Source organism: Pseudomonas sp. GW822-FHT05A08 (assembly GCF_058800485.1).
Genome location: NZ_CM179511.1, coordinates 6672931 through 6695854 on the forward strand (window position 1 = coordinate 6672931; position 22924 = coordinate 6695854).

At 63.3% G+C, this 22924-nt stretch carries 20 protein-coding genes; 6 read left to right on the plus strand and 14 right to left on the minus strand.

Annotation, left to right across the window (positions count from 1 at the left end; genetic code table 11):
* Positions 1 to 39: 39 nt before the first annotated feature.
* Together AC3RCP_RS30250 and AC3RCP_RS30255 are read right to left on the minus strand one after the other, a co-directional pair.
* Positions 40 to 903, minus strand: coding sequence for a LysR family transcriptional regulator (locus AC3RCP_RS30250; protein ID WP_101336212.1), 864 nt, complete (start codon positions 901 to 903; stop codon positions 40 to 42).
* A gap of 20 nt (positions 904 to 923) precedes the next feature.
* Positions 924 to 3293 carry a heavy metal translocating P-type ATPase gene (locus tag AC3RCP_RS30255; protein ID WP_492570613.1) on the minus strand — a complete coding sequence of 790 codons (2370 nt, stop codon included), beginning with the start codon at positions 3291 to 3293 and terminating at the stop codon, positions 924 to 926.
* 85 nt (positions 3294 to 3378) lie between these two features.
* Here AC3RCP_RS30255 and cadR point away from each other — a divergent pair, with 85 nt between their 5' ends.
* Positions 3379 to 3828 carry a Cd(II)/Pb(II)-responsive transcriptional regulator gene (gene cadR / locus AC3RCP_RS30260; RefSeq protein WP_007930346.1) on the plus strand — a complete coding sequence of 150 codons (450 nt, stop codon included), beginning with the start codon at positions 3379 to 3381 and terminating at the stop codon, positions 3826 to 3828.
* A gap of 138 nt (positions 3829 to 3966) precedes the next feature.
* Here cadR and AC3RCP_RS30265 read toward each other — a convergent pair whose 3' ends face one another.
* The 3 genes from AC3RCP_RS30265 to AC3RCP_RS30275 all read right to left on the minus strand — a co-directional run bounded on the left by AC3RCP_RS30265 (position 3967) and on the right by AC3RCP_RS30275 (position 6668).
* A complete protein-coding gene (locus tag AC3RCP_RS30265; protein ID WP_053263016.1) occupies positions 3967 to 4938 on the minus strand; it encodes a thymidylate synthase in 972 nt (323 codons plus the stop codon).
* A gap of 47 nt (positions 4939 to 4985) precedes the next feature.
* Complete coding sequence (gene lgt, locus AC3RCP_RS30270) at positions 4986 to 5807, minus strand: prolipoprotein diacylglyceryl transferase (protein WP_007927350.1); 822 nt, start codon at positions 5805 to 5807, stop codon at positions 4986 to 4988.
* A gap of 78 nt (positions 5808 to 5885) precedes the next feature.
* Complete coding sequence (locus tag AC3RCP_RS30275; protein ID WP_053263017.1) at positions 5886 to 6668, minus strand: sulfite exporter TauE/SafE family protein; 783 nt, start codon at positions 6666 to 6668, stop codon at positions 5886 to 5888.
* Between the two features lie 123 nt (positions 6669 to 6791).
* Between AC3RCP_RS30275 and AC3RCP_RS30280 the strand changes: the two genes are divergently transcribed.
* Entirely contained in the window at positions 6792 to 7538 is a 747-nt protein-coding gene (locus AC3RCP_RS30280) for an NRDE family protein (protein WP_101336214.1), read from the plus strand.
* A 102-nt stretch (positions 7539 to 7640) separates the two neighbouring features.
* Here AC3RCP_RS30280 and ptsP read toward each other — a convergent pair whose 3' ends face one another.
* Entirely contained in the window at positions 7641 to 9920 is a 2280-nt protein-coding gene (gene ptsP / locus AC3RCP_RS30285; RefSeq protein ID WP_007927345.1) for a phosphoenolpyruvate--protein phosphotransferase, read from the minus strand.
* A gap of 22 nt (positions 9921 to 9942) precedes the next feature.
* Positions 9943 to 10422 (minus strand): RNA pyrophosphohydrolase, encoded by a 480-nt coding sequence (locus AC3RCP_RS30290; RefSeq protein ID WP_007927344.1) that lies wholly within the window; start codon positions 10420 to 10422, stop codon positions 9943 to 9945.
* Between the two features lie 143 nt (positions 10423 to 10565).
* Between AC3RCP_RS30290 and AC3RCP_RS30295 the strand changes: the two genes are divergently transcribed.
* The gene (locus AC3RCP_RS30295; RefSeq protein ID WP_492570612.1) at positions 10566 to 11222 is read left to right on the plus strand and encodes a histidinol-phosphatase; all 657 of its coding nucleotides are present in this window, start codon (positions 10566 to 10568) and stop codon (positions 11220 to 11222) included.
* A gap of 49 nt (positions 11223 to 11271) precedes the next feature.
* Here the strand turns inward: AC3RCP_RS30295 and AC3RCP_RS30300 are convergent, their stop codons facing one another.
* Together AC3RCP_RS30300 and ilvA are read right to left on the minus strand one after the other, a co-directional pair.
* Positions 11272 to 11700: a DUF2269 family protein gene (locus tag AC3RCP_RS30300; protein WP_007927342.1), complete on the minus strand. Its 429-nt coding sequence runs from the start codon at positions 11698 to 11700 to the stop codon at positions 11272 to 11274.
* A 40-nt stretch (positions 11701 to 11740) separates the two neighbouring features.
* Complete coding sequence (ilvA, locus tag AC3RCP_RS30305) at positions 11741 to 13255, minus strand: threonine ammonia-lyase, biosynthetic (protein ID WP_101336215.1); 1515 nt, start codon at positions 13253 to 13255, stop codon at positions 11741 to 11743.
* Between the two features lie 286 nt (positions 13256 to 13541).
* On the opposite strand from ilvA, the gene rpiA reads away from it, so the two are divergent.
* Together rpiA and AC3RCP_RS30315 are read left to right on the plus strand one after the other, a co-directional pair.
* Positions 13542 to 14213, plus strand: a complete 672-nt coding sequence (gene rpiA, locus AC3RCP_RS30310) for a ribose-5-phosphate isomerase RpiA (protein ID WP_087092479.1) — start codon at positions 13542 to 13544, stop codon at positions 14211 to 14213.
* Between the two features lie 297 nt (positions 14214 to 14510).
* Complete coding sequence (locus tag AC3RCP_RS30315; protein ID WP_492570611.1) at positions 14511 to 16463, plus strand: autotransporter domain-containing protein; 1953 nt, start codon at positions 14511 to 14513, stop codon at positions 16461 to 16463.
* A 182-nt stretch (positions 16464 to 16645) separates the two neighbouring features.
* On the opposite strand, the gene AC3RCP_RS30320 is transcribed toward AC3RCP_RS30315, so the two are convergent.
* The 4 genes from AC3RCP_RS30320 to AC3RCP_RS30335 all read right to left on the minus strand — a co-directional run bounded on the left by AC3RCP_RS30320 (position 16646) and on the right by AC3RCP_RS30335 (position 20906).
* On the minus strand, positions 16646 to 17557 hold the full coding sequence (locus AC3RCP_RS30320) for an SdiA-regulated domain-containing protein (RefSeq protein ID WP_492570610.1): 912 nt from the start codon (positions 17555 to 17557) through the stop codon (positions 16646 to 16648).
* Between the two features lie 115 nt (positions 17558 to 17672).
* Positions 17673 to 18602, minus strand: a complete 930-nt coding sequence (locus tag AC3RCP_RS30325) for an SdiA-regulated domain-containing protein (protein ID WP_101336218.1) — start codon at positions 18600 to 18602, stop codon at positions 17673 to 17675.
* A gap of 188 nt (positions 18603 to 18790) precedes the next feature.
* Entirely contained in the window at positions 18791 to 19456 is a 666-nt protein-coding gene (locus AC3RCP_RS30330; protein ID WP_492570609.1) for a fumarylacetoacetate hydrolase family protein, read from the minus strand.
* 55 nt (positions 19457 to 19511) lie between these two features.
* On the minus strand, positions 19512 to 20906 hold the full coding sequence (locus tag AC3RCP_RS30335) for an FAD-binding oxidoreductase (protein WP_492570608.1): 1395 nt from the start codon (positions 20904 to 20906) through the stop codon (positions 19512 to 19514).
* Between the two features lie 204 nt (positions 20907 to 21110).
* Here AC3RCP_RS30335 and serA point away from each other — a divergent pair, with 204 nt between their 5' ends.
* Complete coding sequence (serA, locus tag AC3RCP_RS30340) at positions 21111 to 22340, plus strand: phosphoglycerate dehydrogenase (RefSeq protein ID WP_007932850.1); 1230 nt, start codon at positions 21111 to 21113, stop codon at positions 22338 to 22340.
* 89 nt (positions 22341 to 22429) lie between these two features.
* Here the strand turns inward: serA and AC3RCP_RS30345 are convergent, their stop codons facing one another.
* Positions 22430 to 22864, minus strand: coding sequence for a DUF4399 domain-containing protein (locus AC3RCP_RS30345; protein WP_492570607.1), 435 nt, complete (start codon positions 22862 to 22864; stop codon positions 22430 to 22432).
* Positions 22865 to 22924 lie beyond the last annotated feature (60 nt).

Sequence of the window (22924 nt, forward strand, 5' to 3'; positions counted from 1 at the left end):
GCTGCGCTCGGAAGCGGCTACGGATGAGGTGTGGGCGGATCAGGCCGGCGCCATTTCCTGCGCCAGCCCGAGGAAGGCCGCCGGCAGGCGCGCACCCTTGCGCTCCTTGAGGCAGTACAGGTACTCGGCGATCTGCGGCGCGTTCTCGATGGTCAGCACCCGCAACTGCGGATCGTGGGGGACTTCCTGACGGGCAATGATGCTGATGCCGATATTGCGCAGCACCGCCTCGCGGATCGACTCGCGGCTGCCGATCTCCAGCAGCGGCCCGAAGCTGACCCGGGCGCCGTCGAGCAGCTCTTCGGTCAGGCGCCGGGTGGTGGAGCCCGGCTCGCGCATCAGCAGGGTATGCCCGGCCAGGGCGTTCAAGGGCACGTGGTCGAGGGCCGCCAACGGATGATTGCGGTGCACCGCCAGCACCAGCGGGTCGCTGCCGAGCACCCGGCGGATCAAGCGCGAATCTTCCAGCAGCTGCGACGACGCGGCGATGTCGACCCGGTATTCCTCCAGCGATTCCAGGACCTGCTGCGAGTTGCCGATTTCCACCGACACTTCCACCTGGGGCAGGCGCTCCCGGAAGGTCTTCACCAGATCGAGGATGTAATACGGCGCCGTGGCGGCAATCCGCAGGGTGCCTTGCAGCTGGCCGCTATTGCGCAGGAAAAACTCGATATCGGCTTCCTGCTGCAACAGCGCCTTGACCATCGGCAACAGCCGGGCACCCTCTTCGCTGACGCTGAGGCGGCGGCCGCCGCGATAGAACAGCTCGACCGCATACTGGCTTTCCAGATGACGGATCTGGGTGGTCACCGTGGGCTGGCTCAGGCCGAGCTTTTTCGCCGCCAGGGTGATGCTGCCCAGGCGGGCCACCAGGTAAAACGCCTTCAGCTCGGCACTCAGCACTGCACGCTCTCGTTATCCCTTTATTTGCGCAACAGGCGCAAACCGTTGAAGACCACCAACAGGCTGACGCCCATGTCGGCGAACACGGCCATCCACATGGTGGCCAACCCGAAGAAGGTTACCCCAAGAAAGATCGCCTTGATGACCAGGGCCAGGGCGATATTTTGTACGAGGATGTTCGAGGTCTGCCGGGACAGCCGGACAAACGCCGGAATCTTGCGCAGATCGTCGTCCATCAGGGCGACATCGGCGGTCTCGATGGCGGTGTCGGTGCCTGCCGCGGCCATGGCGAAACCGATCTCCGCGCGGGCCAGGGCCGGGGCGTCATTGATGCCGTCGCCGACCATGCCGACCCGGTGCCCTTGGGCGTACAGGTCTTCGATGGCTTGCAGTTTATCGGTGGGCAGCAGGTCGCCGCGGGCCTGATCGATGCCCACCTGGGCGGCGATGGCTTCGGCGGTGTGCGGGTTGTCGCCAGTCAGCATAAGGGTCTTGATGCCCAGTTCGTGCAACTGCTGGATCGCTTCGCGGCTGGACTCCTTGACCGTGTCCGCCACGGCGAACAGGGCCAGGGGGCCGGCGCTGTCGAGCAACAGCACCACAGTCTTGCCCTGTTTCTCCAGGGCGAACAGCTGCTCTTCCAGCTCCGGCGAGCACAGCCCCAGCTCCTCCACCAGGCGGTGATTGCCCAGGTGGTAGAGCTGGCCGTTGATTTCGCCACGCACACCGCGGCCGGCCAGGGCTTGGAAGTTATCCACAAGGTGCAGGCTCAGTTGTTTATCCACAGCCGCATTGGCGATGGCCAAAGACACCGGGTGGTCGGAACGGGACGCCAGGCTGGCGGCGATGGCCGGGGCGCTATTGTCCGCCAGCGGGTCGAGGGACAGGAAATCGGTCTGCACCGGCTTGCCGTGGGTGATGGTGCCGGTCTTGTCCAGCGCCAGGTAGTCGAGCTTGTAACCGCCCTCCAGGTAGACCCCGCCCTTGATCAGGATGCCTTTGCGCGCCGCCGCGGCCAGGCCGCTGACGATGGTCACCGGGGTGGAAATCACCAGCGCGCACGGGCACGCCACCACCAACAGCACCAGGGCGCGGTAGATCCAGTCGAACCAGGCGGCGCCCATGAACAGCGGTGGAATCACCGCCACGGCCAGGGCAAAGGCAAACACCGCGGGGGTGTAGAGTTTCGAGAAGCTGTCGACGAAGCGCTGGGTCGGCGCGCGCGCGCCCTGGGCTTGTTCCACGGCATGGATGATCCGCGCCAGGGTCGAGTTGTTGGCCGCCGCGGTCACCTTGTATTCCAGCGAGCCGGCCTGGTTGATGGTGCCGGCGAAGACCTTGTCGCCCAGGGTCTTTTCCACCGGCAGGCTTTCGCCGGTGATCGGTGCCTGGTCGATGGTCGAGCTGCCGGCCACCACCTCGCCGTCGAGGCCGATGCGTTCACCCGGACGTACCCGTACCAACGCGCCCAGCTCGATGCTTTTCGCTTCCCGTTCGACCCAACTGCCGTCCGCCTCCTGCACCGTGACCCGTTCCGGGGTCATCTGCATCAGGCCACTGATGGCATTGCGCGCGCGGTCCAGGGACCGGGCCTCGATCAACTCGGCCACGGTGAACAGGAACATCACCATCGCCGCTTCCGGCCATTGGCCGATCAGCACGGCGCCGGTCACGGCGATGCTCATCAAGGCATTGATGTTGAGGTTGCGGTTCTTCAGGGCGATCCAGCCCTTATTGTAAGTGCCGAGGCCACCACTGAGGATCGATACCAGGGCGATCACCGCCACCACCCAGGTCGGCGCGGCGCTGGTGAAGTGGATCACCTCCGCGGCCAGCGCGCCGACACCGGACAGCGCCAGCGGCCACCAGTGCTTTTTCACCGGCGCCGCGACCGGGGCATCGGACTCGCCGCCCAGGCCGATGGGCTCGGCCTCCATGCCCAGGGACTTGATGGCGGCGATGATCGGGGCGACGTCCTGCAGGTCATGGGTCACGCCCAGCACCCGGTTGATCAGGTTGAACTCCAGTTGCTGCACGCCCGCCAGCTTGCCCAGCTTGTTCTGGATCAGCGTCTGCTCGGTCGGGCAGTCCATGGCCTCGATGCGGAAACTGCTCAGGCGCGCATTGGCGCTCGACGCCGCGCTGAGCACAACCCGCGACGGCGCGGCGGCCGACGAACAGCAGGAATCGCCATGACTGGCAGCCTGGGGCTCGCTCAACTGGACCAGCGACGGCGACGAGCAGCAGGAAGCGCCGTGGCCAGCATGGTCGTGTTTTTTCAGCGGATGCAGTTTTGCGCCATGGCCATGATCATGATCATGATCATGATCGTGGCCAGCATGCTTGGAGTCAGCGCCGGGCTTGCCGTGGGTGTGCAGGGAATCGCTCATAAGGTCGCGTCCGAAAAGGTGCCTGTTGCCAAGTGAACACCCTGTAGCCACTATAGGGTCAAGCACCCTTTCGGAGATTGTCGCGATGAAAATTGGCGAGCTGGCGAAACTGACCGACTGTCAGGTCGAAACCATCCGTTACTACGAGCGCGAAGGCCTGCTGCCGGAGCCGGCCCGCAGCGAGGGCAATTACCGTCTGTATACCCAGGCCCACACCGAACGCCTGACCTTCATCCGCAACTGCCGCAGCCTGGACATGACCCTCGAGGAAATCCGCAGCCTGCTGAACCTGCGCGACAGCCCCCAGGACCAGTGCCAGAACGTGAATGCGCTGATCGACGAACACATCCACCACGTCAAGGCGCGGATCGACGGGCTGCTGGCCTTGCAGACACAGTTGCTCGACCTGCGCCAACGCTGCAGCGAAGGGCCGGACCTGGATCAGTGCGGGATTTTGCAGCGCCTGGAAGTCAGCGGCTCGGTGGCCCCCAGCGAAGCCGAGGACTCTCATGTGGGCCGTAGCCACGGGCATTGAAACCATCACCCCCCTACAGAGAGGCAGATGCCCCGTATCGACCACGTGTAGGCGTGGTCTCCGGGATTGCTAGAAGGCCCTGCGGGCCTTATCGCAGCCTGCGGCAGCGGCTACAGAAGCCGCCGCCGGGTGTATCGATCAGACCGCCATCGGCGCGGTCATCGGCGCGTGGTGCTCGTAGCCTTCCAGCGAGAAGTCGCTCGGTTCGACCTTTTCCAGCCACTCCGGCTGGTACACACCGGTCTTGGCGAACTCCGGTACACGTTCGGAAATCACCAGCTTCGGCATCGGGAACGGCTCGCGCTTGAGCTGTTCGTTGAGCATGTCCAGGTGGTTTTCGTAGACGTGGGCGTCGCCGATGAAATAGGTGAACCAGCGCGGGGTGTAGCCGGTCAGGCGACCGATCAGGCTCAGCAGCGCCGCGCCTTCGGTGAGGTTGAACGGTGTGCCCAGGCCCAGGTCGTTGGAGCGGATGTAGAGGGTCAGGGAAATTTCCCGGGTCTCGACATTCGGGTGGAACTGGTACAGCAGGTGGCACGGCGGCAGGGCCATTTCATCCAGCTGGGCGCAGTTCCAACCGTGGAACAGGATACGACGGCTGCCCGGGTCCTTGATGATGGTGTCCACGCACTGGCGCACTTGGTCGATGGCCTTGTACAGCACCACATAGGCCTGGCCGTTTTCCTCGCCTTCGGCGATCTGCCGGTAGCCCTGGGCCAGGGTCTGCTCGATGGCGGCCGGGTTGCTCAGGGGGATCTGCTTGTACGCCGGCCACTTGCGCCATTGCACGCCGTAGATTTCACCCAGGTCGTCCTCGCCCTGGCGGAAGGGGTTGGCCAGCCACTGGGCGTTTTCGTTGGCGTTCTGGTCCCAGACCTTGCAGCCCAGGGCACGGAATTCGGCGGCGTTGTTCACCCCACGGAGGAAACCGCACATCTCGCCGATGGCCGACTTGAAGGCCATCTTGCGGGTGGTGATCGCCGGGAAACCGTCTTTCAGGTCGTAACGCAGCATCGCGCCGGGGAAGCTGATGGTGTTCACGCCCGTGCGGTTGGCCTGTTTGGTGCCGTTCTTGATGACGTGGGCGACCAGATCGAGATATTGCTTCATGTATTACCTGTGTCCTTGAAGGCAGGGCTCGCGCCCTGCGATCCGAATTAGAGCGCGGCGTCTTTCGCCGCCGGTGCCGCTGGAGCGCGGTGATAGGCCAGCCAGATCAGGAACAGGCCGCCAATGATCATCGGCAGGCACAGCACCTGGCCCATGGTCAGCCAGTTCCACGCCAGATAACCCAGTTGCGCATCCGGGACCCGGACGAACTCGACGATAAAACGGAAAATACCGTAAAACAGGGCGAACATCCCGGAAACCGCCATGGTTGGGCGGGGTTTGCGCGAGAACAGCCAGAGGATGAGGAACAGCGCCACGCCTTCCAGGGCGAACTGATACAGCTGCGAAGGATGGCGCGGCAGCTGGGCCGGGTCGCTGAACGGCGGGAAGATCATCGCCCACGGCAGGTCGGTCGGCTTGCCCCACAGCTCGGCGTTGATGAAGTTGCCGATGCGCCCGGCGCCCAGGCCGATCGGCACCATCGGCGCGACGAAGTCCATCAGCTGGAAGAACGACTTGCCGTTCTTCTTGCCGAACCACAAGGCCGCGAGCATCACCCCGATGAAACCGCCGTGGAACGACATGCCGCCTTTCCAGACCTCGAAGATCAGCGTCGGGTTGGCCAGGTAGGCGCTCAGGTCATAGAACAGCACATAGCCCAGGCGCCCGCCGACAATGACCCCCATCGACATCCAGAACACCATGTCGGAGAGCTTCTCCTTGGTCCAGGTCGGGTCGAAGCGGTTCAACCGGCGCGACGCCAGCAGCCAGGCGCCACCGATGCCGATCAGGTACATCAGGCCGTACCAGTGAATTTTCAGCGGGCCGATGGCCAGGGCCACCGGGTCGATCTGCGGGTAAGGCAGCATTGCGACTCCTCGTTAGAGTGAAACTCGATTGCGCCGCGACCATGTCACGCGCGGATTAAGCCAGGATTGCGGAACCTGTCAGAGCAGGAACGTCAGCCCGACCACAAACAGCAGGCCGGCGAACAAGCGCTTCAACAGGCGCGCCGACAGCCGATGGGCCAGGCGCGCGCCGAACCGGGCAAAGACCATGCTGGTCAGGGCGATGCCCAGCAGCGCCGGCAAATACACAAAACCCAGACTATGAGCCGGCAGCAACGGATCATGCCAGCCCAGAATCATGAAACTTATTGCACTGGCCACGGCAATCGGCAAACCGCAGGCCGAGGACGTGGCCACCGCCTGCTGCATCGGCACGCTGCGCCAGGTCAGGAACGGCACGGTCAGCGAGCCGCCGCCGATGCCGAAAATCGCCGAGGCCCAGCCGATTACACTGCCGGCCAGGGTCAGCCCGAGCTTGCCGGGAACGTCGCGGCTGGCCTTGGGCCGCAGGTCCAGGGTCATCTGCAGGGCGACCACCAGGGCGAAGACGCCGATGATTTTCTGCAGGTTCGGCCCGGAGATCGCTTCGGCCGTCAGCGCCCCGACTCCGGCGCCGAGCAGGATGCCCAGGGTCATCCAGGCAAAGATCGGCCAGCGCACCGCGCCCCTGCGCTGGTGTTCGCGAACCGCGTTGACCGAGGTAAAAATGATGGTCGCCAGCGACGTGCCAACGGCCAGGTGGGTCAGGATCGACGGATCGAAACCTTGCAGGGTGAAGCTGAACACCAGCACGGGAACGATGATGATGCCGCCACCTACGCCAAACAGACCGGCCAATATGCCCGCGCAGGCCCCCAGCAGCAGATAGAGCAGAAATTCCATGGAGGCATCCCGAAAAGAGAGCGGCATGGTAACGGATGCACGGCCCTTGGCTCCACTGGATGGCGATGGATACCCAGTCGTTCTGTGCGTAAAGTGAGCAAAAAACACAAAAGGGACAACCTGATGTGCTTGATCGTATTCGCCTGGCGGCCGGGCCACGCCCTGCCCCTGATCGTCGCGGCCAACCGTGACGAGTTCTACGCCCGCCCCAGCCTGCCGTTGGCGCAATGGCCCGAAGCCCCCGATATCTATGCCGGACGCGACCTGGAAGCGGGCGGTACCTGGCTCGGCCTGGGCGCCGACGGACGCTTCGCCGCCCTGACCAATATCCGCAATCCCCATCAGCCCCCCGCGCGCCGCTCCCGAGGCGAACTGGTGGCGCGTTTTCTCAGCAGCAGGATGTCGATAAACGACTATTTCAGCGACGTTGTCGGCCGATCGCTGGAATATGCCGGCTTCAATCTGCTGGTGGGTACCCCCGATCAGCTCTGGCACTACAACGCCCAGGCCCGTGAGCCGCAGCAACTGGGCAGCGGCGTGTATGGCCTGTCGAATGCCGGCCTCGACACGCCCTGGCCCAAGCTGCTCAAGGCCAAGGCAGCATTACAGGAAGTACTGCATGACCCGCAGCCCCAGGCTCTGCTCGCCCTGCTCAGCGATACGCAGACCGCGCCGTTTGCCGACCTTCCCGATACCGGGGTCGGCCTGGCCACCGAGAGCCTGCTGTCGAGCGTGTTTATCGCCAGCCCCAGCTACGGCACGCGGGCCAGCACGGCGCTGATCGTCCAGGCCGATGGTTCCAGGCACATAGTCGAGCGCAGCTTCGGGCCCTATGGCGGGCATCTGGGGGAAGTGGAGCTGAGGGTTTAGCGGCGTCTGAAAGTACGCTATCGCGAGCAATCGGGCGTCGACCGGCTGCTCCTACAGGGTTTGGCAGCGTCTCTGTAGGAGCGAGCTTGCTCGCGATCGCCTTTAAAGGGTCTTGGCCGACGCCGGATTGATCATCCGCGCCAGTCCCAGGTTCTTCAGCGCCAGTTGCAGCGAGCTGTGGATAACTTGCGGGTTGTCGATGGTCATCAGCTCGGCCAGCAGTTCCCTGGCCTTGCTGAGATTGATCTGACGCAGCATCCACTTCACTTTCGGCAGGTTGGTGGCGTTCATCGACAGGCTGTCGAAGCCCATCGCCATCAGCAGCACCGCCGCCGCCGGATCGCCGGCCATCTCGCCGCAGATACTCACCGGCTTGCCTTCGGCATGGGCGTCGCGCACCACGGTCTGCAAGGCTTGCAGCACCGCCGGATGCAGGTAGTCGTAGAGGTCCGCCACCCGCGGGTTGTTGCGGTCCACGGCCAGCAGGTACTGGGTCAGGTCGTTGGAGCCGACCGACAGGAAGTCCACCTGGCGCGCCAGCTCCTTGGTCTGGTACACCGCGGCCGGGATCTCGATCATCACCCCGATTGGCGGCATCGGAACGTCGGTGCCTTCGTCGCGCACTTCGCCCCAGGCGCGGTGGATCAGGTGCAATGCTTCTTCCAGCTCATGGGTGCCGGAAATCATCGGCAGGAGGATGCGCAGGTTGTTCAGGCCTTCGCTGGCCTTGAGCATGGCGCGGGTCTGGACGAGGAAAATCTCGGGATGGTCGAGGGTGACGCGAATGCCGCGCCAGCCGAGGAAGGGGTTGTCTTCCTTGATCGGGAAATACGACAGTGACTTGTCGCCGCCGATGTCCAGGCTGCGCATCGTCACCGGTTGCGGGTGGAAGGCGGAAAGTTGCTCGCGATAGATCGCCAGCTGCTCCTTTTCGCTCGGGAAGCGTTGGTTGATCATGAACGGCACTTCGGTGCGGTACAGGCCCACGCCCTCCGCGCCACGCTTCTGCGCCCGCGCCACGTCCGCCAGCAGGCCGGTGTTGACCCACAGTGGCATGCGGTGGCCGTCCAGGGTCACGCATGGCAGGTCGCGCAGTGCATCCAGGCCCTGGGCCAGTTGCCGCTCTTCCTCGACCACATCGGCGAACTGCTTGCGCAGCACGTCGCTGGGGTTGGTGTAGACCTCGCCGTGGTAGCCGTCGACGATCATCTGGATGCCGTCGACTTTCGAGTACGGCAGATCGACCAGGCCCATCACTGTCGGAATGCCCATGGCCCGGGCCAGGATCGCCACGTGGGAGTTGCCCGAACCCAATACCGAGACCAGACCGACCAGCTTGCCTTCGGGCACCTCGCCGAGCATGGCCGGCGTCAGTTCTTCGCTGACCAGGATGGTGTTGTCGGGGTAGACCAGGGTCTGCTGGCGTTCTTCCTGCAGGTAGGCCAGCAGGCGGCGGCCCAGGTCCTTGACGTCCGACGCCCGCTCGCGCAGGTAGGCATCGTCCATCAGTTCGAAACGGTTGACGTGATCGGTGACCACCTGGCGCAACGCGCCCTGAGCCCATTGGCCGGTCTTGATCACGGTGGTCACTTCGCTGCCCAGGGAGGCATCGTCGAGCATCATCAGGTAGACGTCGAACAGCGCCCGTTCTTCGGGACGCAGCTGGGTGGCGAGTTTTTCCGAGAGGGTGCGCATGTCGGCGCGCACGCCTTCGATGGCGGTCTTGAACAACGCCAGCTCGGCGTCGATGTCGGTAATGCTCTTGTCAGGCACCACGTCCAGGTCGGCGGGCGGCAGCATGACCACCGCGGTACCGACCGCCGCGCCAGGCGAGCCGGGCACGCCGACGAACTTGGCTTCCTGGATGCCCTTGCCCTGGCGGCCCAGGCCACGGATCGAGCCGGTGGCTTCGGCATGGGCGATAACGCCCGCCAGCTGCGCGCTCATGGTCACCAGGAAGGCTTCTTCGCCCTCGTCGAACTGACGACGCTCCTTTTGCTGGATGACCAGGACGCCGACGACCCGGCGGTGGTGAATGATCGGTGCACCGAGGAAGGAGGCATAACGCTCCTCGCCGGTCTCGGCGAAGTAGCGATAACGCGGGTGATCGGCGGCGTTTTCGAGGTTCAGCGGTTCTTCGCGCGTACCGACCAGGCCGACCAGACCTTCGTTGGGTGCCATGCTGACCTTGCCGATCGAGCGCTTGTTCAAGCCCTCGGTGGCCATCAGGACAAAACGGTTGGTCTCCGGATCCAGCAGATAGACCGAGCAGACCTGGCTGCCCATGGCCTCTTTGACGCGCAACACAATAATCCCCAACGCCGCCTTGAGATCCTTGGCGGAGTTAACTTCCTGGACGATCTTGCGCAGCGTATTGAGCATGGCTCGGGGTCGAACTCCGTCGTCAGTCGCGCGCTAGAAGGCGCGGGGCAAGCTCTTTGAGAGCGCGGCGGTAAACCTCGCGCTTGAATGTCACCACCTGGCCCAACGGATACCAATAACTGACCCAGCGCCAGCCATCGAACTCCGGTTTACCGGTCAAATCCATCCGCACCCGCTGCTCGTTGGAGATCAGGCGCAGGAGAAACCATTTCTGTTTCTGGCCGATGCACAGCGGCTGGCTGTGGGTACGGACCAGGCGTTGCGGCAAACGATAGCGCAACCAGCCCCGGGTGCAGGCGAGAATTTGCACATCTTCGCGTTCCAGGCCTACTTCTTCGTTCAACTCGCGATACAGAGCGTCTTCCGGCGTCTCTTCGGGGTTGATCCCCCCTTGCGGAAACTGCCAGGCGTCTTGATTGATACGGCGAGCCCATAGCACCTGGCCGGCATCATTCGTCAGAATGATCCCGACATTGGGGCGAAAACCATCGGGGTCGATCACGGCAACAACCTCGCAAACGCATGTCGCCGCATTGTTCCACAAAGGTTGTGAAAGCAGCAACGAGGCTTCCTACCTTATGTGCACTCTTGTGAAAAGACCGTATTCTGATCGCCTTTTTTCAGACTTATCAGCGAGTAACCGTGATGCGCCTGGCTTTATTCGACTTGGACAACACCCTTCTGGGCGGCGACAGTGACCACGCCTGGGGCGATTACCTGTGCGAACGGGGCTTCCTCGACGCCGTCACCTACAAGGCCCGCAACGACGAGTTCTACCAGGACTACCTGGCCGGCAAGCTCGACAATGCCGCGTACCTGAACTTCTGCCTGGAGGTTCTCGGCCGCACCGAGATGGACGTGCTCGACCAATGGCACCGCGACTACATGCGTGACTGCATCGAGCCGCTGCTGCTGCCCAAGGCCGCGCAACTGCTGGCCAAGCACAAGGCCGCCGGCGACAAGCTGGTGATCATCACCGCCACCAACCGCTTCGTCACCGCGCCGATCGCCGAGCGCCTGGGCGTGGAAACCCTGATCGCCACCGAGTGCGAGATGCAGAATGGCCGCTACACCGGTCGCAGCACCGACGTCCCGTGCTTTCGCGAAGGCAAGGTCACCCGCCTGACGCGCTGGCTCGAGGAAACCGGCCATAGCCTGGAAGACAGCTACTTCTATAGCGATTCGATGAATGACTTGCCGTTGCTGGATCTGGTGGCGAACCCGATCGCCGTGGACCCGGACCCGAACCTGCGGGCCCTGGCCCAGCAGCGTGGCTGGCCGGTGATCAGCCTGCGCGACTGAGAAAGCTAGCGCGAGCTCGCCCTATAGAAGCGAGCTCGCGATCAGGCCGTCAAACAGGCTTGGCGCCCATCAACCCGGCAATGGCGAAGAAACACACGAAGCTGAACACCGCCAGCGCCAGGGTGAACTTCGGACTTCCTACTCCCGAGGCGATCCGCACGCGGTTGAGCCGCGCCAACAGCCAGAAACAGCTCAGGGCACCCACGGTGTAGATCAGGCTGGAGGCCAGGATCCAGGTCTGCCCCAGCGACCAGCCCAGCAGATGCACCAGCCACCAGCCACTGAACGGCAGGCTGGCCAGGCAGATCACCAGCAACAGCCAGACGAACACCAGCGGCCGGCGCAACAGCCGGCTGTAGATGCTTGCGTCACCCTTGCTACGAGCGCGCCAGACCCAGATCGCCAGCCCCAGCGCGCTGCCCAGCAGCAACACGGTGGCCAGGATATGGACGGTTTTTAGGACGGTCAGCGTTTCCATGTCATTAACTCCTTGAGGCCTTGCCCACCAGCGTAGCCGTTCAGCCGAGGAACAGCTGATACGCCGGGTTATCACTCTCGTCCCAGTACGGGTAACCGATCTGCGCCAGCGCCGCCGGTACCAGATGGCGTTCGCTCGCCGGTACTTGCAGGCCGGCGACCACCCGGCCATCGGCCGCGCCATGGTTGCGGTAGTGGAACATCGAGATGTTCCAGCGCCCGCCGAGCTTGTTGAGGAAGTTGAACAGCGCGCCCGGGCGTTCCGGGAACTCGAAGCGCAACACCACTTCATCGCTGACCCGCGCGGCATGGCCACCGACCATGTGACGGATATGCAGCTTGGCCAGTTCGTTGTCGGTCAGGTCGGTCACCGGGAAGCCCTGTTCGGACAGGCTGGCGATCAGCGCGCTGCGTGGATCGTTTTCCGGGTGGGTCTGCACGCCCACGAAGATGTGCGCTTCGCTGCCGGTGTTGTAGCGGTAGTTGAATTCGGTGATCTGGCGCTTGCCGATCGCTTCGCAGAAGGCCTTGAAGCTGCCCGGCTTCTCCGGAATGGTCACGGCGATGATGGCTTCGCGGCCCTCGCCCAGCTCGGCGCGCTCGGCGACATGGCGCAGGCGGTCGAAGTTGACGTTGGCGCCGGAATCGATGGCCACCAGGGTCTGCCCGCTGACGCCACGCTGCTCGACGTATTTCTTGATCCCGGCCACGCCCAGGGCGCCAGCCGGCTCGGTGATGGAGCGGGTGTCGTCGTAGATGTCCTTGATCGCCGCGCAGATCTCGTCGGTGCTGACGGTGATCACTTCATCCACGTAGTCCTTGCAGATATCGAAGGTGTGCTGGCCGATCTGCGCCACCGCGACACCGTCGGCGAAGATGCCCACAGTCGGCAGTACCACGCGTTCGCCGGCGGCCATGGCCGCTTGCAGGCAGTTGGAGTCGTCCGGCTCGACGCCGATGATCTTGATTTCCGGCCGCAGGTATTTGACGTAGGCCGCGATTCCGGCAATCAGGCCGCCACCGCCGACCGGCACGAAGATCGCGTCCAGGCGCCCCGGATGCTGGCGCAAAATTTCCATCGCCACGGTGCCCTGCCCGGCAATGGTGTGTGGATCGTCGTACGGGTGGATATAGACGTAGCCTTTTTCGTCCACCAGCTTCAGCGAGTAGGCCAGGGCTTCCGGGAAAGTATCACCGTGCAGCACCACTTTGCCGCCGCGCGAACGCACGCCTTCAACCTTGATCTCCGGGGTGGTCTTGGGCATCACGATGGTCGCCTTCACCCCCAGCACCTTGGCCGCCAGGGCCAGGCCCTGGGCATGGTTGCCGGCCGAGGCGGTGACCACGCCACGGGCGCGCTCGGCATCGCTGAGCTGGGTCAGCTTGTTGTAGGCGCCGCGAATCTTGAACGAGAACACCGGCTGCAAGTCTTCGCGCTTGAGCCAGATCTGATTGCCCAGCCGCTCGGAGAGCTGGCGGGCAGTCTGCAACGGGGTTTCTACGGCAACGTCGTAAACGCGCGAGGTGAGGATCTTTTTGACGTACTGTTCGAGCATCGGAAAGCATCACTGAGCGGGTTGGGCAGGGCCAGCGAGTCTAACCCAGCGTTTACCCGGGCGACCACACGAATCCAGAGGTTTTAAAAGCCCCCTAGCCCCTGCCGGTGGCTGCGATAGGTCTGCAGGTCCTCCGGCCACTCTCGTCTGTCACGACCTGACGGTCGATCGCAGCCTTCGGCAGCGGCTACAAAAAGCGGTTCGCCAAACGGGCAATGACCTGCTCAGGACACCGGCCTATAATGCCGGCCTTTCCGTTCCCCCCTTGCCCGCTTCCGGAGCCCGCATGACCCAGGATCAACTCAAACAGGCCGTGGCCCAGGCTGCCGTCGACCTCATCCTGCCGAAACTCGATGACAAGAGCATCGTCGGGGTCGGCACCGGCTCCACCGCCAACTGCTTCATCGACGCCCTGGCCCAGCACAAGGCCGCCTTCGACGGCGCGGTCGCCAGCTCCGAAGCCACCGCGGCGCGCCTCAAGGGCCACGGCATCCCGGTGTACGAACTGAACACCGTCAGCGATCTGGAGTTCTACATCGACGGCGCCGACGAAAGCGACGAACACCTGAACCTGATCAAGGGCGGCGGCGCGGCCCTGACCCGCGAGAAAATCGTCGCGGCGGTAGCCAAGACCTTTATCTGCATCGCCGACGCCAGCAAGCTGGTGCCGGTGCTGGGCGCCTTCCCCCTGCCAGTGGAAGTGATCCCCATGGCCCGCAGCCACGTGGCCCGCGAGCTGGTGAAGCTCGGTGGCGACCCGGTCTACCGCGAAGGCGTGATCACCGACAACGGCAACATCATTCTTGACGTGCACAACATGCAGATCACCAATCCGGTGGAGCTGGAAGCGCAGATCAACGCGATTGTCGGCGTGGTCACCAACGGCCTGTTCGCCGCCCGCCCGGCCGACGTGCTGCTGCTGGGCACCAGCGACGGCGTGAAGACCCTCACCGCCTGATGCCGCCGATTTCGCCCCTGCCGCAATGGCGGGGGCGAAAGCTCTCCCATCCAGCCCCGCCCTGCCCTCCCGCACCAACCTCGCCACTACTGCTACTTTTCGCTGCATTTAGCCGCAGAAATATCCGGATTCGCGCACCAGGTCTCAGTGCGGCCCACGACTTCCGGTATCAAATCCGTTACAAATTAACGCCAGGCGACGTTCGGTTTAAGCAATGCGCCAATACAAGGTCGCCCAAGGAATGAGGCGCGCATTGTGCAACTGCCCCCGTTTTTTCATCCCTCAAGGAAGATCACCGTGCTCAAGCCCCTCACGCTTGCCGTCAGTCTCGCCAGCGTTCTGCTGTCCACCCAGGCCTTCGCCTATGAATACGGCGAACACGCCGCCACCACCCTCGACAAACTGATCAACGACTACCCCGGCCGCTACCGTGGCACCGCCAACTTCGCCGGTGCCGCCGACTGGATGCAGAGCCAGATGGGCAGCGCCTACGGCATCAGCCGCCAGGACTTTTCCTGGACCGCCGGCGGCAACAGCCGCAGCTCGCAAAACGTGGTGGCCTACGCCGCCGGGACCAAGCCGCAATACGTGGTGGTCGGCGCACACTTCGATACCTATTTCGGCCGCCCGACCCTGCAAGGCCTGGACGACAACGGCTCCGGCGCCAGCGTGCTGACCGAAATCGCCCGCAACCTCGGCGGGCTGCCGCTGGAAAACGGCTTGCAGGTGGTCGGCTTCGGCGCCGAGGAGGAAGGCCTGCGCGGCTCCAGGGCGTTCGTCGATTCCCTCAGCGCCAGCCAGCGCGCCAACATGCTGGCCATGATCAACCTCGACAGCCTGATCACTGGCGACATGATGTATGCCCACGCCGGACAGAACAGCAGCGCCAACCCGGCCCTGGCCTCGTTGCGCGAACATACCCTGCAGATCGCCAGGGAACTGCAGATCAATCTGTTCACCAACCCCGGCCTCGACCCGGCATACCCCGCGGGCACCGGCTGCTGCAGCGACGGCGAAGCCTTCGAAGGGCTGAACATCCCGATTCTCTACATCGAGGCCACCAACTGGGAAATCGGCGACCTGGACGGCTACACCCAGACCACCAACCCGGCCATCCCCGGCGGCTCCACCTGGCACGATCCCGCCGAGGACAATAAGGCGGTGCTGACCAACGCCTTCGGCCAGGAACGCATCGACCAGCGCCTGCGCGATTACTCGCGCCTGCTCAGCCGCCTGGTCCTGGAGCTGACCAACGCCGACCTGCTGGCCTCCACCGCTTCCGGCGGCGCTGTGGCGCACAACCAGCAGGATCATCTGCAACGCCAGCATCAGGCCATGGTCCGGCTGCACGACCGGCGCTGGCTGACCTTGCAGGCGATGGGCCGGGAAGTCGGCAGTTTCGATGGCGAGATCGGCATCGACGGCGAATACAGCCCCGACAGCGGCTTCGACAGCGCGCCCAATCCCGAGGCGCGTCGGCTGGGGGTGCATGCCTTGGGCGACTACCAGCTCAATTCGAGCCTGAATGTCGGCGCCAGCCTCAGCTACCAGAACGGTCGCGACAAACTCGAGCACCGCGGCAAGCTCGACAGCGATACCTGGCAGGCGGCGGTCTACGCCTTGCTCAATGATGGCGGCCCGCAATGGCTGGCCGGCGACCTGAGCGTCGGTCGCACCCGCTTCGAATCCAAGCGCAACCTGGTGATCCAGGCCAACGACGGCCCGGTGCTGCTGAACCAGAAACTGACGGGCGATACCGACGCCCTGACCCTGGGCGCCCGCGTGCTCGGCGGTTACGACCTGGACTTCGGTGCGATCAAGAGCGGCCCCTTCGCCGGCCTGGATTACACCCACTACCGCATCGACCGCTTCCACGAGAAGCAGGACCTGCGCACAGCGCTGAGTTATGAGGAGCAGTCATTCGATTCGCTGGAAGCCAGCCTCGGCTGGCGCATTCGCGGCGCCATGGCCCTGCCTTACGGCATGAACCTGCTGCCTTATGGCGACCTGGCCTGGGTCAAGGAGTTGGCGGATGGCCGCCTGGACGACCTGGACCTGACCAGCCGCGCCGATGGTCAAGTGCGCGTGGCTCGCCTGGGCGGCGTGGACAAGAGCTTCGGCCGCGCCCAACTCGGCAGCCAGCTGGCGATCACCCCGCAGCTGGGGCTGTACGCCGAGGTCAACGGCCGGATCGGCCACGCCGAGGGCAGCCAGACCGGCTACTCCCTCGGCGTGCAGTGGCAGTTTTGAACGCACTTGTGTAGCCGCTGGCGAGCCTGCGAGGCCGCGTACGAGGTGGGCGGCATTGCGACGCAGTCCTCGCAGGTTCGGGGGTATGCGAATTGCCTGAATAGAAAGGTCGCCTGGTTTTACGGCCGCTGCGCGCCCGGGCGCAGCCTCGCGGGCTCGGCAGCGGCTACAGGGCTACGGGGTTACGGGGCGGGCTTCTTGAAGACGTAGAACAGGTTCGGCTCACTGACCAGGTACAGGGTACCGTCGTCGTCCATGGCAATGCCTTCGGCCTGCGGCACCGTGGCCTGCAAGCCTTGCCGGCCCTTGCGCAGCGACATGGTGCTCAGGGGCCGACCATCCACGTCCAGTTCCAGCACCAGCCACGACTCATCCGACAGCGCCAGCAGATGCCCGGTGCGCTCGTCGTATTGCAGGCTGGACAGGTCACGCACGAACAACCCGGCATCGCGCTTGGGGTTGTTGACCACATGCACCGCGTAGGACTTCTCCGGGTCGTAATGCGGGAACCCCTTGACCTCGTAGATCAGCATCGGGTCGCGTTCCTTGGCGACGAACAGGCGCTTGCCCACCGAATCGTAGGCCAGGCCCTCGAAGCCCTTGTTGCCGCTCATGTGCACACCCAGGGTCATCTGCTCGGCGTCCGCCGCGTCGAGGAACACCGTGTCCTCCTCCAGATGGATCTTGATCAGCCGCTGCTGGCGCTCGTCGGTGATCACATAGGTGTCGGCGCTGATGAACTCGACCGCTTCCGGGTCGCCAAACCCGGTCAGGGCAATGCGCCGCAGGGTGCGCCCGTCGAGCGACAGCTCGATCAGCTCGGCATTCTTGTTGGTCACGGTGAACAGGCTTTTGCGCACCGGATCGTAGGTCAGCGCCGAGACGTCATCCAGGCCTTCGATCTTTTGTGCTTCGAGAGTCACCCGATAGCCATCAAGGCCAATGGCGTCGGTGTTGGCCGGCTGCGACATGACCCGCCAGTTGAACCACAGGCGCTCGAAGTAGCGGTGGTGCTGCCCGGCAATGCCCAGCAGCACCAGCACGATAAAACACAGGAGGAGGAACAGCGGTTTGGGATAGGCGAGTCGACGCATGCTGGCAAGCTCAAATACAAATCAGGCGGATGAAATATCACAGCCGGATGAATTTAAACTTAATCGCAGCGGGCGTATGCCGGATTATGGCCTTTTGCCGCCAGAAACCTCTGAATCAGTGCTTCTCAAAGCGATAGAACAGATTGGGTTCGCTGACCATGTACAGGTTGCCCTGCTCATCCATGGCCACGCCCTCGGCCCGCGGAATGGTGTCTTTGAGGCCATTGAAACCGCCCAGCAAGGTCATGAAGCTGACTTGCTCGCCGGTTTCGTCCAGTTCCAGCAACATGTGCGAATCGGCGGACAGCACCAGGGTATGACCGGTGCGTGGGTCGATGCTCAGGGCGGACAGGTTGCGCAGGTCCAGCTCATCGCTTTCCAGTTTCTGCTTGTCACCCTTGAGGGTCTGGCTGCCGTCGCTGTTCCAGGTGAACAGCGCCGGCGGACGCTCCTCGCCCAGCAGCAACTGCTGCTTGCGCGCATCCCAGGCCACGGCTTCGAACGCCTTGTTCTGGTCCTGCGAAGGCCCCAGGTCGTATTTCGGGAAGTCGGAAATATTCAGCTCGCGGGTATTGGCATCCACCTTGACGATGGTCAGCAGGTGATCGCGCTCGTCGACAATCCCCAGCAGGCCGTTCCCCATGACCGTCACCCCTTCCGGGTTGCTCCAGCCCACCAGCGGCATCTTGCGCAGCACATCGCCCTGCAGGTTCAGTTCGACCAGGAACGGGTTCTTGCCCATCACCGCAAACAGGGTCTTGGTCTGCGGGTTGTAGGCCAGGTCGGAGGCCTCGTCCTTCTCCATGCCCGGCAGTACCTTGGCGTCGATGACCGCGCGGTAATCCGGCAGCCAGACACTTTCCTGGCGCTCGGCCGGGGTTTCGAAACGCTCCAGCACCCAGAGCAGGCCACGGTCGTCCCAGTGCATGGCGATCGCGATGCCATAGCTCACGATGCCCGCCAGCAACAGCCAGGAATACCAGCGCATGGCGAACAATCCGCGGCGGCGAACAGTTTGAAGCTCGGGGGTGTGAGGCACGGACATGGGAGCGCGTTCCAGAAAACCAGCTATGGGTAATAGCACATCGGGGCAGACTCAGACGTCTGTAATCGGAAAATTATCCAGAACGGATGTGAAAAAAACGGCAAAAGGTCGGAAATGCCCCAGGCGCCGGCACTTTCGCTGAAGAGGCCCGCCCATTGCAGGCGAGCCTCGCGTCGAAAACCGCTGGATCAGCTAACGCGACTTTCGAAGCGGCTGACGCCCGGCAGCTCCAGCACCAGCTCGTCGCCCACGTTCAGCGGAGCGACGCCCACCGGCGTACCGGTCAGGATCACGTCGCCCGCCTGCAGGGAGAAGCAGCCGGCCATGTACTGGATCATCGGTACGATCGGGTTGAGCATGATGCTGCTGTTGCCGTCCTGACGGACCTCGCCGTTGATGGTCAGGCGAATATTGATGTCGGTCAGGTCCGGGAACGTACTGCCGACCACAAAGGGCGCCAGCACGCAGGCGCCGTCGAAGCACTTGGAGATTTCCCACGGCAGGCCCTTGGCCTTGAGCTCGGCCTGCTTGTCGCGCAGGGTCAGGTCCAGGGCCGGGGCGAAACCGGAGATGGCATCCAGCACTTCTTCGCGGCTGGGCTGGGTCGACAGTGGCTTGCCGATCAATACCGCGATTTCCGCCTCGTAATGCACGGAGCCACGCTCGGTGGGGATGGCAAAACCGCCTTCCAGCGGCACCACGCAACTGCCCGGCTTGATAAACAGCAGCGGCTCGCTCGGCACCGGATTGTCCAGTTCCTTGGCGTGCTCGGCATAGTTGCGCCCGATGCACACGATCTTGCCGACCGGGAAATGAATACGGGTACCATCGACATACTGGTGCTGATAGCTCATTACCGACTCCTGCTCGTTTGGTTCATCAGGTACCGCTGCTTGAGTGACCCTTAGGTCAAACAGCGAAAATCTTGCCCGGGTTCATGATGCCGTTCGGGTCGAACACCGCCTTGACCGCCTTCATGTAGTCGATTTCCACCGGCGAACGGCTGTAGGTCAGGTAATCGCGCTTGGTCATGCCCACCCCGTGCTCGGCGGAAATCGAGCCGTTGTACTTCTCGACAGTCTCGAACACCCACTTGTTGACGGTGGCGCACTTGGCGAAGAACTCGTCCTTGCTCAGGTCGTCCGGCTTGAGGATGTTCAGGTGCAGGTTGCCGTCGCCGATGTGGCCATACCAGACCACTTCGAAGTCCGGGTAGTTTTTCGCGACGATCGCGTCAATATCCTTCAGGAAAGCCGGCACCTTCGATACCGTGACCGAAATGTCGTTCTTGTACGGGGTCCAGTGCGAGATGGTCTCGGAGATGTACTCGCGCAATTTCCACAGGTTCTGCAGTTGCTGCTCGCTCTGGCTCATCACGCCGTCCAGCACCCAGCCCTGCTCCACGCAATGCTCGAAGGTGGCCAGGGCGTCGTTGGCCACGTCCTCGTTGCTGGCTTCGAACTCCAGCAACACATAGAACGGGCAGTCGGTCTCGAACGGCGCCGGGACGTCGCCGCGGCCGAGGATCTTGGCCAGGGCCTTGTCGGAGAAAAATTCGAAGGCGGTCAGGTCGAGCTTGCCCTGGAAGGCATGCAGCACCGGCATGATCGAGTCGAAATCCGGCGTACCGAGCACCATCGCCGTAAGGTTGTTCGGCGCGCGCTCCAGGCGCATGGTGGCCTCGACCACGAAGCCCAGGGTGCCCTCGGCGCCGATGAACAGTTGGCGCAGGTCATAGCCGGTGGCGTTCTTGACCAGGTCCTTGTTCAGCTCCAGCAGGTCGCCCTTGCCGGTGACCACTTTCAGGCCGGCCACCCAGTTGCGGGTCATGCCGTAGCGAATCACCTTGATCCCGCCGGCGTTGGTGGCGATATTGCCGCCAATCTGGCTGGAACCGGCGGAAGCGAAGTCCACCGGGTAATACAGGCCGCTTTCTTCGGCGCGGTTCTGCAACTGCTCGGTCACCACGCCCGGCTGGCAGACCGCGGTGCGGTCGGTCAGGTTCAGGTCGAGGATCTGGTTCATGTAGTCGAAAGACACCACCACTTCGCCATTGGCCGCCACGGCGGCAGCCGACAGGCCGGTACGGCCGCCGGACGGCACCAGCGCGACCTGGTGCCGGTTGGCCCAACGCACGATGGCCTGGACCTGCTCGATGCTCTTGGGAAAGACGATGGCGCTCGGCGCCGGGGCGAAGTGTTTGGTCCAATCCTTGCCGTAAGCATTCAGGGAGTCGGCATCGGTCAGGACCTTGCCAGCCTCGACCAGGGTCTTCAGCTCAGCAATCAGCGCAGGATTGGTCATCGACAGAACTCTCGAACAATTCATGGTCATCCTGAGAACGCTTCACGTCGCAGGAACGAGTGTTTCGCGGGGTCCGTATGCTAGCATACGACCCCCCGCAGAATAGTGCCGAAGGGCGTTCTGCGGCGACGGCTTTCCTGCCGTCCGGGTCAGCATCTGTTGACCATTTCCTGCCATTTTTCTCCGGGACACAGGTTTACGCAGATGAGCAAGACTTCTCTCGATAAGAGCAAGATCAAGTTCCTTCTTCTCGAAGGCGTCCACCAATCGGCTGTCGACGTCCTCAAGGCCGCGGGCTACACCAGTATCGAGTACCTCACCGGTTCTCTGCCGGAAGCCCAGCTGAAGGAAAAGATCGCCGATGCGCACTTCATCGGCATTCGCTCCCGCACCCAACTGACTGAAGAAATCTTCGATCACGCGAAGAAGCTCGTCGCTGTTGGCTGCTTCTGCATCGGCACCAACCAGGTCGACCTCGACGCGGCTCGCGAGCGCGGTATCGCGGTGTTCAACGCACCGTACTCCAACACCCGTTCCGTAGCCGAACTGGTGCTGGCCGAAGCGATCCTGCTGCTGCGCGGTATCCCAGAGAAGAACGCCTCCTGCCACCGTGGCGGCTGGATCAAGAGCGCGGCCAACTCCTTCGAGATCCGTGGCAAGAAACTGGGCATCGTCGGCTACGGCTCGATCGGCACCCAACTGTCGGTCCTGGCCGAAGGCCTGGGCATGCAGGTGTTCTTCTACGACACCGTGACCAAGCTGCCACTGGGTAACGCCACCCAGGTCGGCAACCTGCACGAGCTGCTAGGCATGTCCGACATCGTCACCCTGCACGTTCCGGAAACCGCTGCCACCCAGTGGATGATCGGCGAGAAGGAAATCCGCGCCATCAAGAAAGGCGGCATCCTGATCAACGCCGCCCGCGGCACCGTGGTCGAACTGGACCACCTGGCCGCAGCGATCAAGGACAAGCACCTGATCGGCGCCGCCATCGACGTGTTCCCGGTGGAGCCACGCTCCAACGACGAAGAGTTCGAAAGCCCGCTGCGCGGCCTGGACAACGTGATCCTGACCCCGCACATCGGCGGCTCGACCGCCGAAGCCCAGGCCAACATCGGCCTGGAAGTAGCGGAGAAGCTGGTCAAGTACAGCGACAACGGTACTTCGGTATCGTCCGTGAACTTCCCGGAAGTGGCCCTGCCGGCTCACCCTGGCAAGCACCGTCTGCTGCACATCCACGAGAACATCCCGGGTGTGATGAGCGAGATCAACAAGGTCTTCGCCGAAAACGGCATCAACATCTCCGGTCAGTTCCTGCAGACCAACGAGAAGGTGGGCTACGTGGTGATCGACGTCGACGCCGAATACTCGGAGCTGGCGCAAGAGAAGCTGCAACACGTCAACGGCACCATCCGCAGCCGCGTGCTGTTCTAAGCACTCGCTGGCAATAAAAAGGGAGGCCCTGGGGCCTCCCTTTTTGTTTACAGGCAGTTTCGTTTACAGGCAGTTTTTACCGTCCGCGCTTACTTGACGGTGATGGTGATCTTTTCCGAAACGATTGGCGGGTCGAACGGCACGTGGTTCTTGTCGCCCAGCTCCAGCTGCAGGGTGTGCTTGCCCGGGGCCAGGGTCAGCTCGGTTTCGGTCTGGGCCTTGCCGAAGTGGATATGCTGGGCGTCGGCCGGGATCGGCATGTTTTCGGCTGGCAGCTTGTCGACGTCGACCAGCAGGTGGTGGTGCCCGGTGTGCGGAGTCTGGTCGCCGGCGGGAGCCAGGGAAATGTCGCTGACGCCGAACTTGACCTTGAAGGTCTTGGCCACGGTATCGCCATTGACCGGGGTGACGATAAATACAGAAGCACCTTCCGGCGCCTTGGTGCGAGGCATATCCGCAGAAGCCAGCATCGAGGCCCCCAGCAGCAGGCCGGTCAACGCAGCACGAGATATAAAGATTTTCATTCTATTCTCCAGTTTTTCCGCAAAATCGGTACGGTTATGACAACTTCGTGGCATATCGTT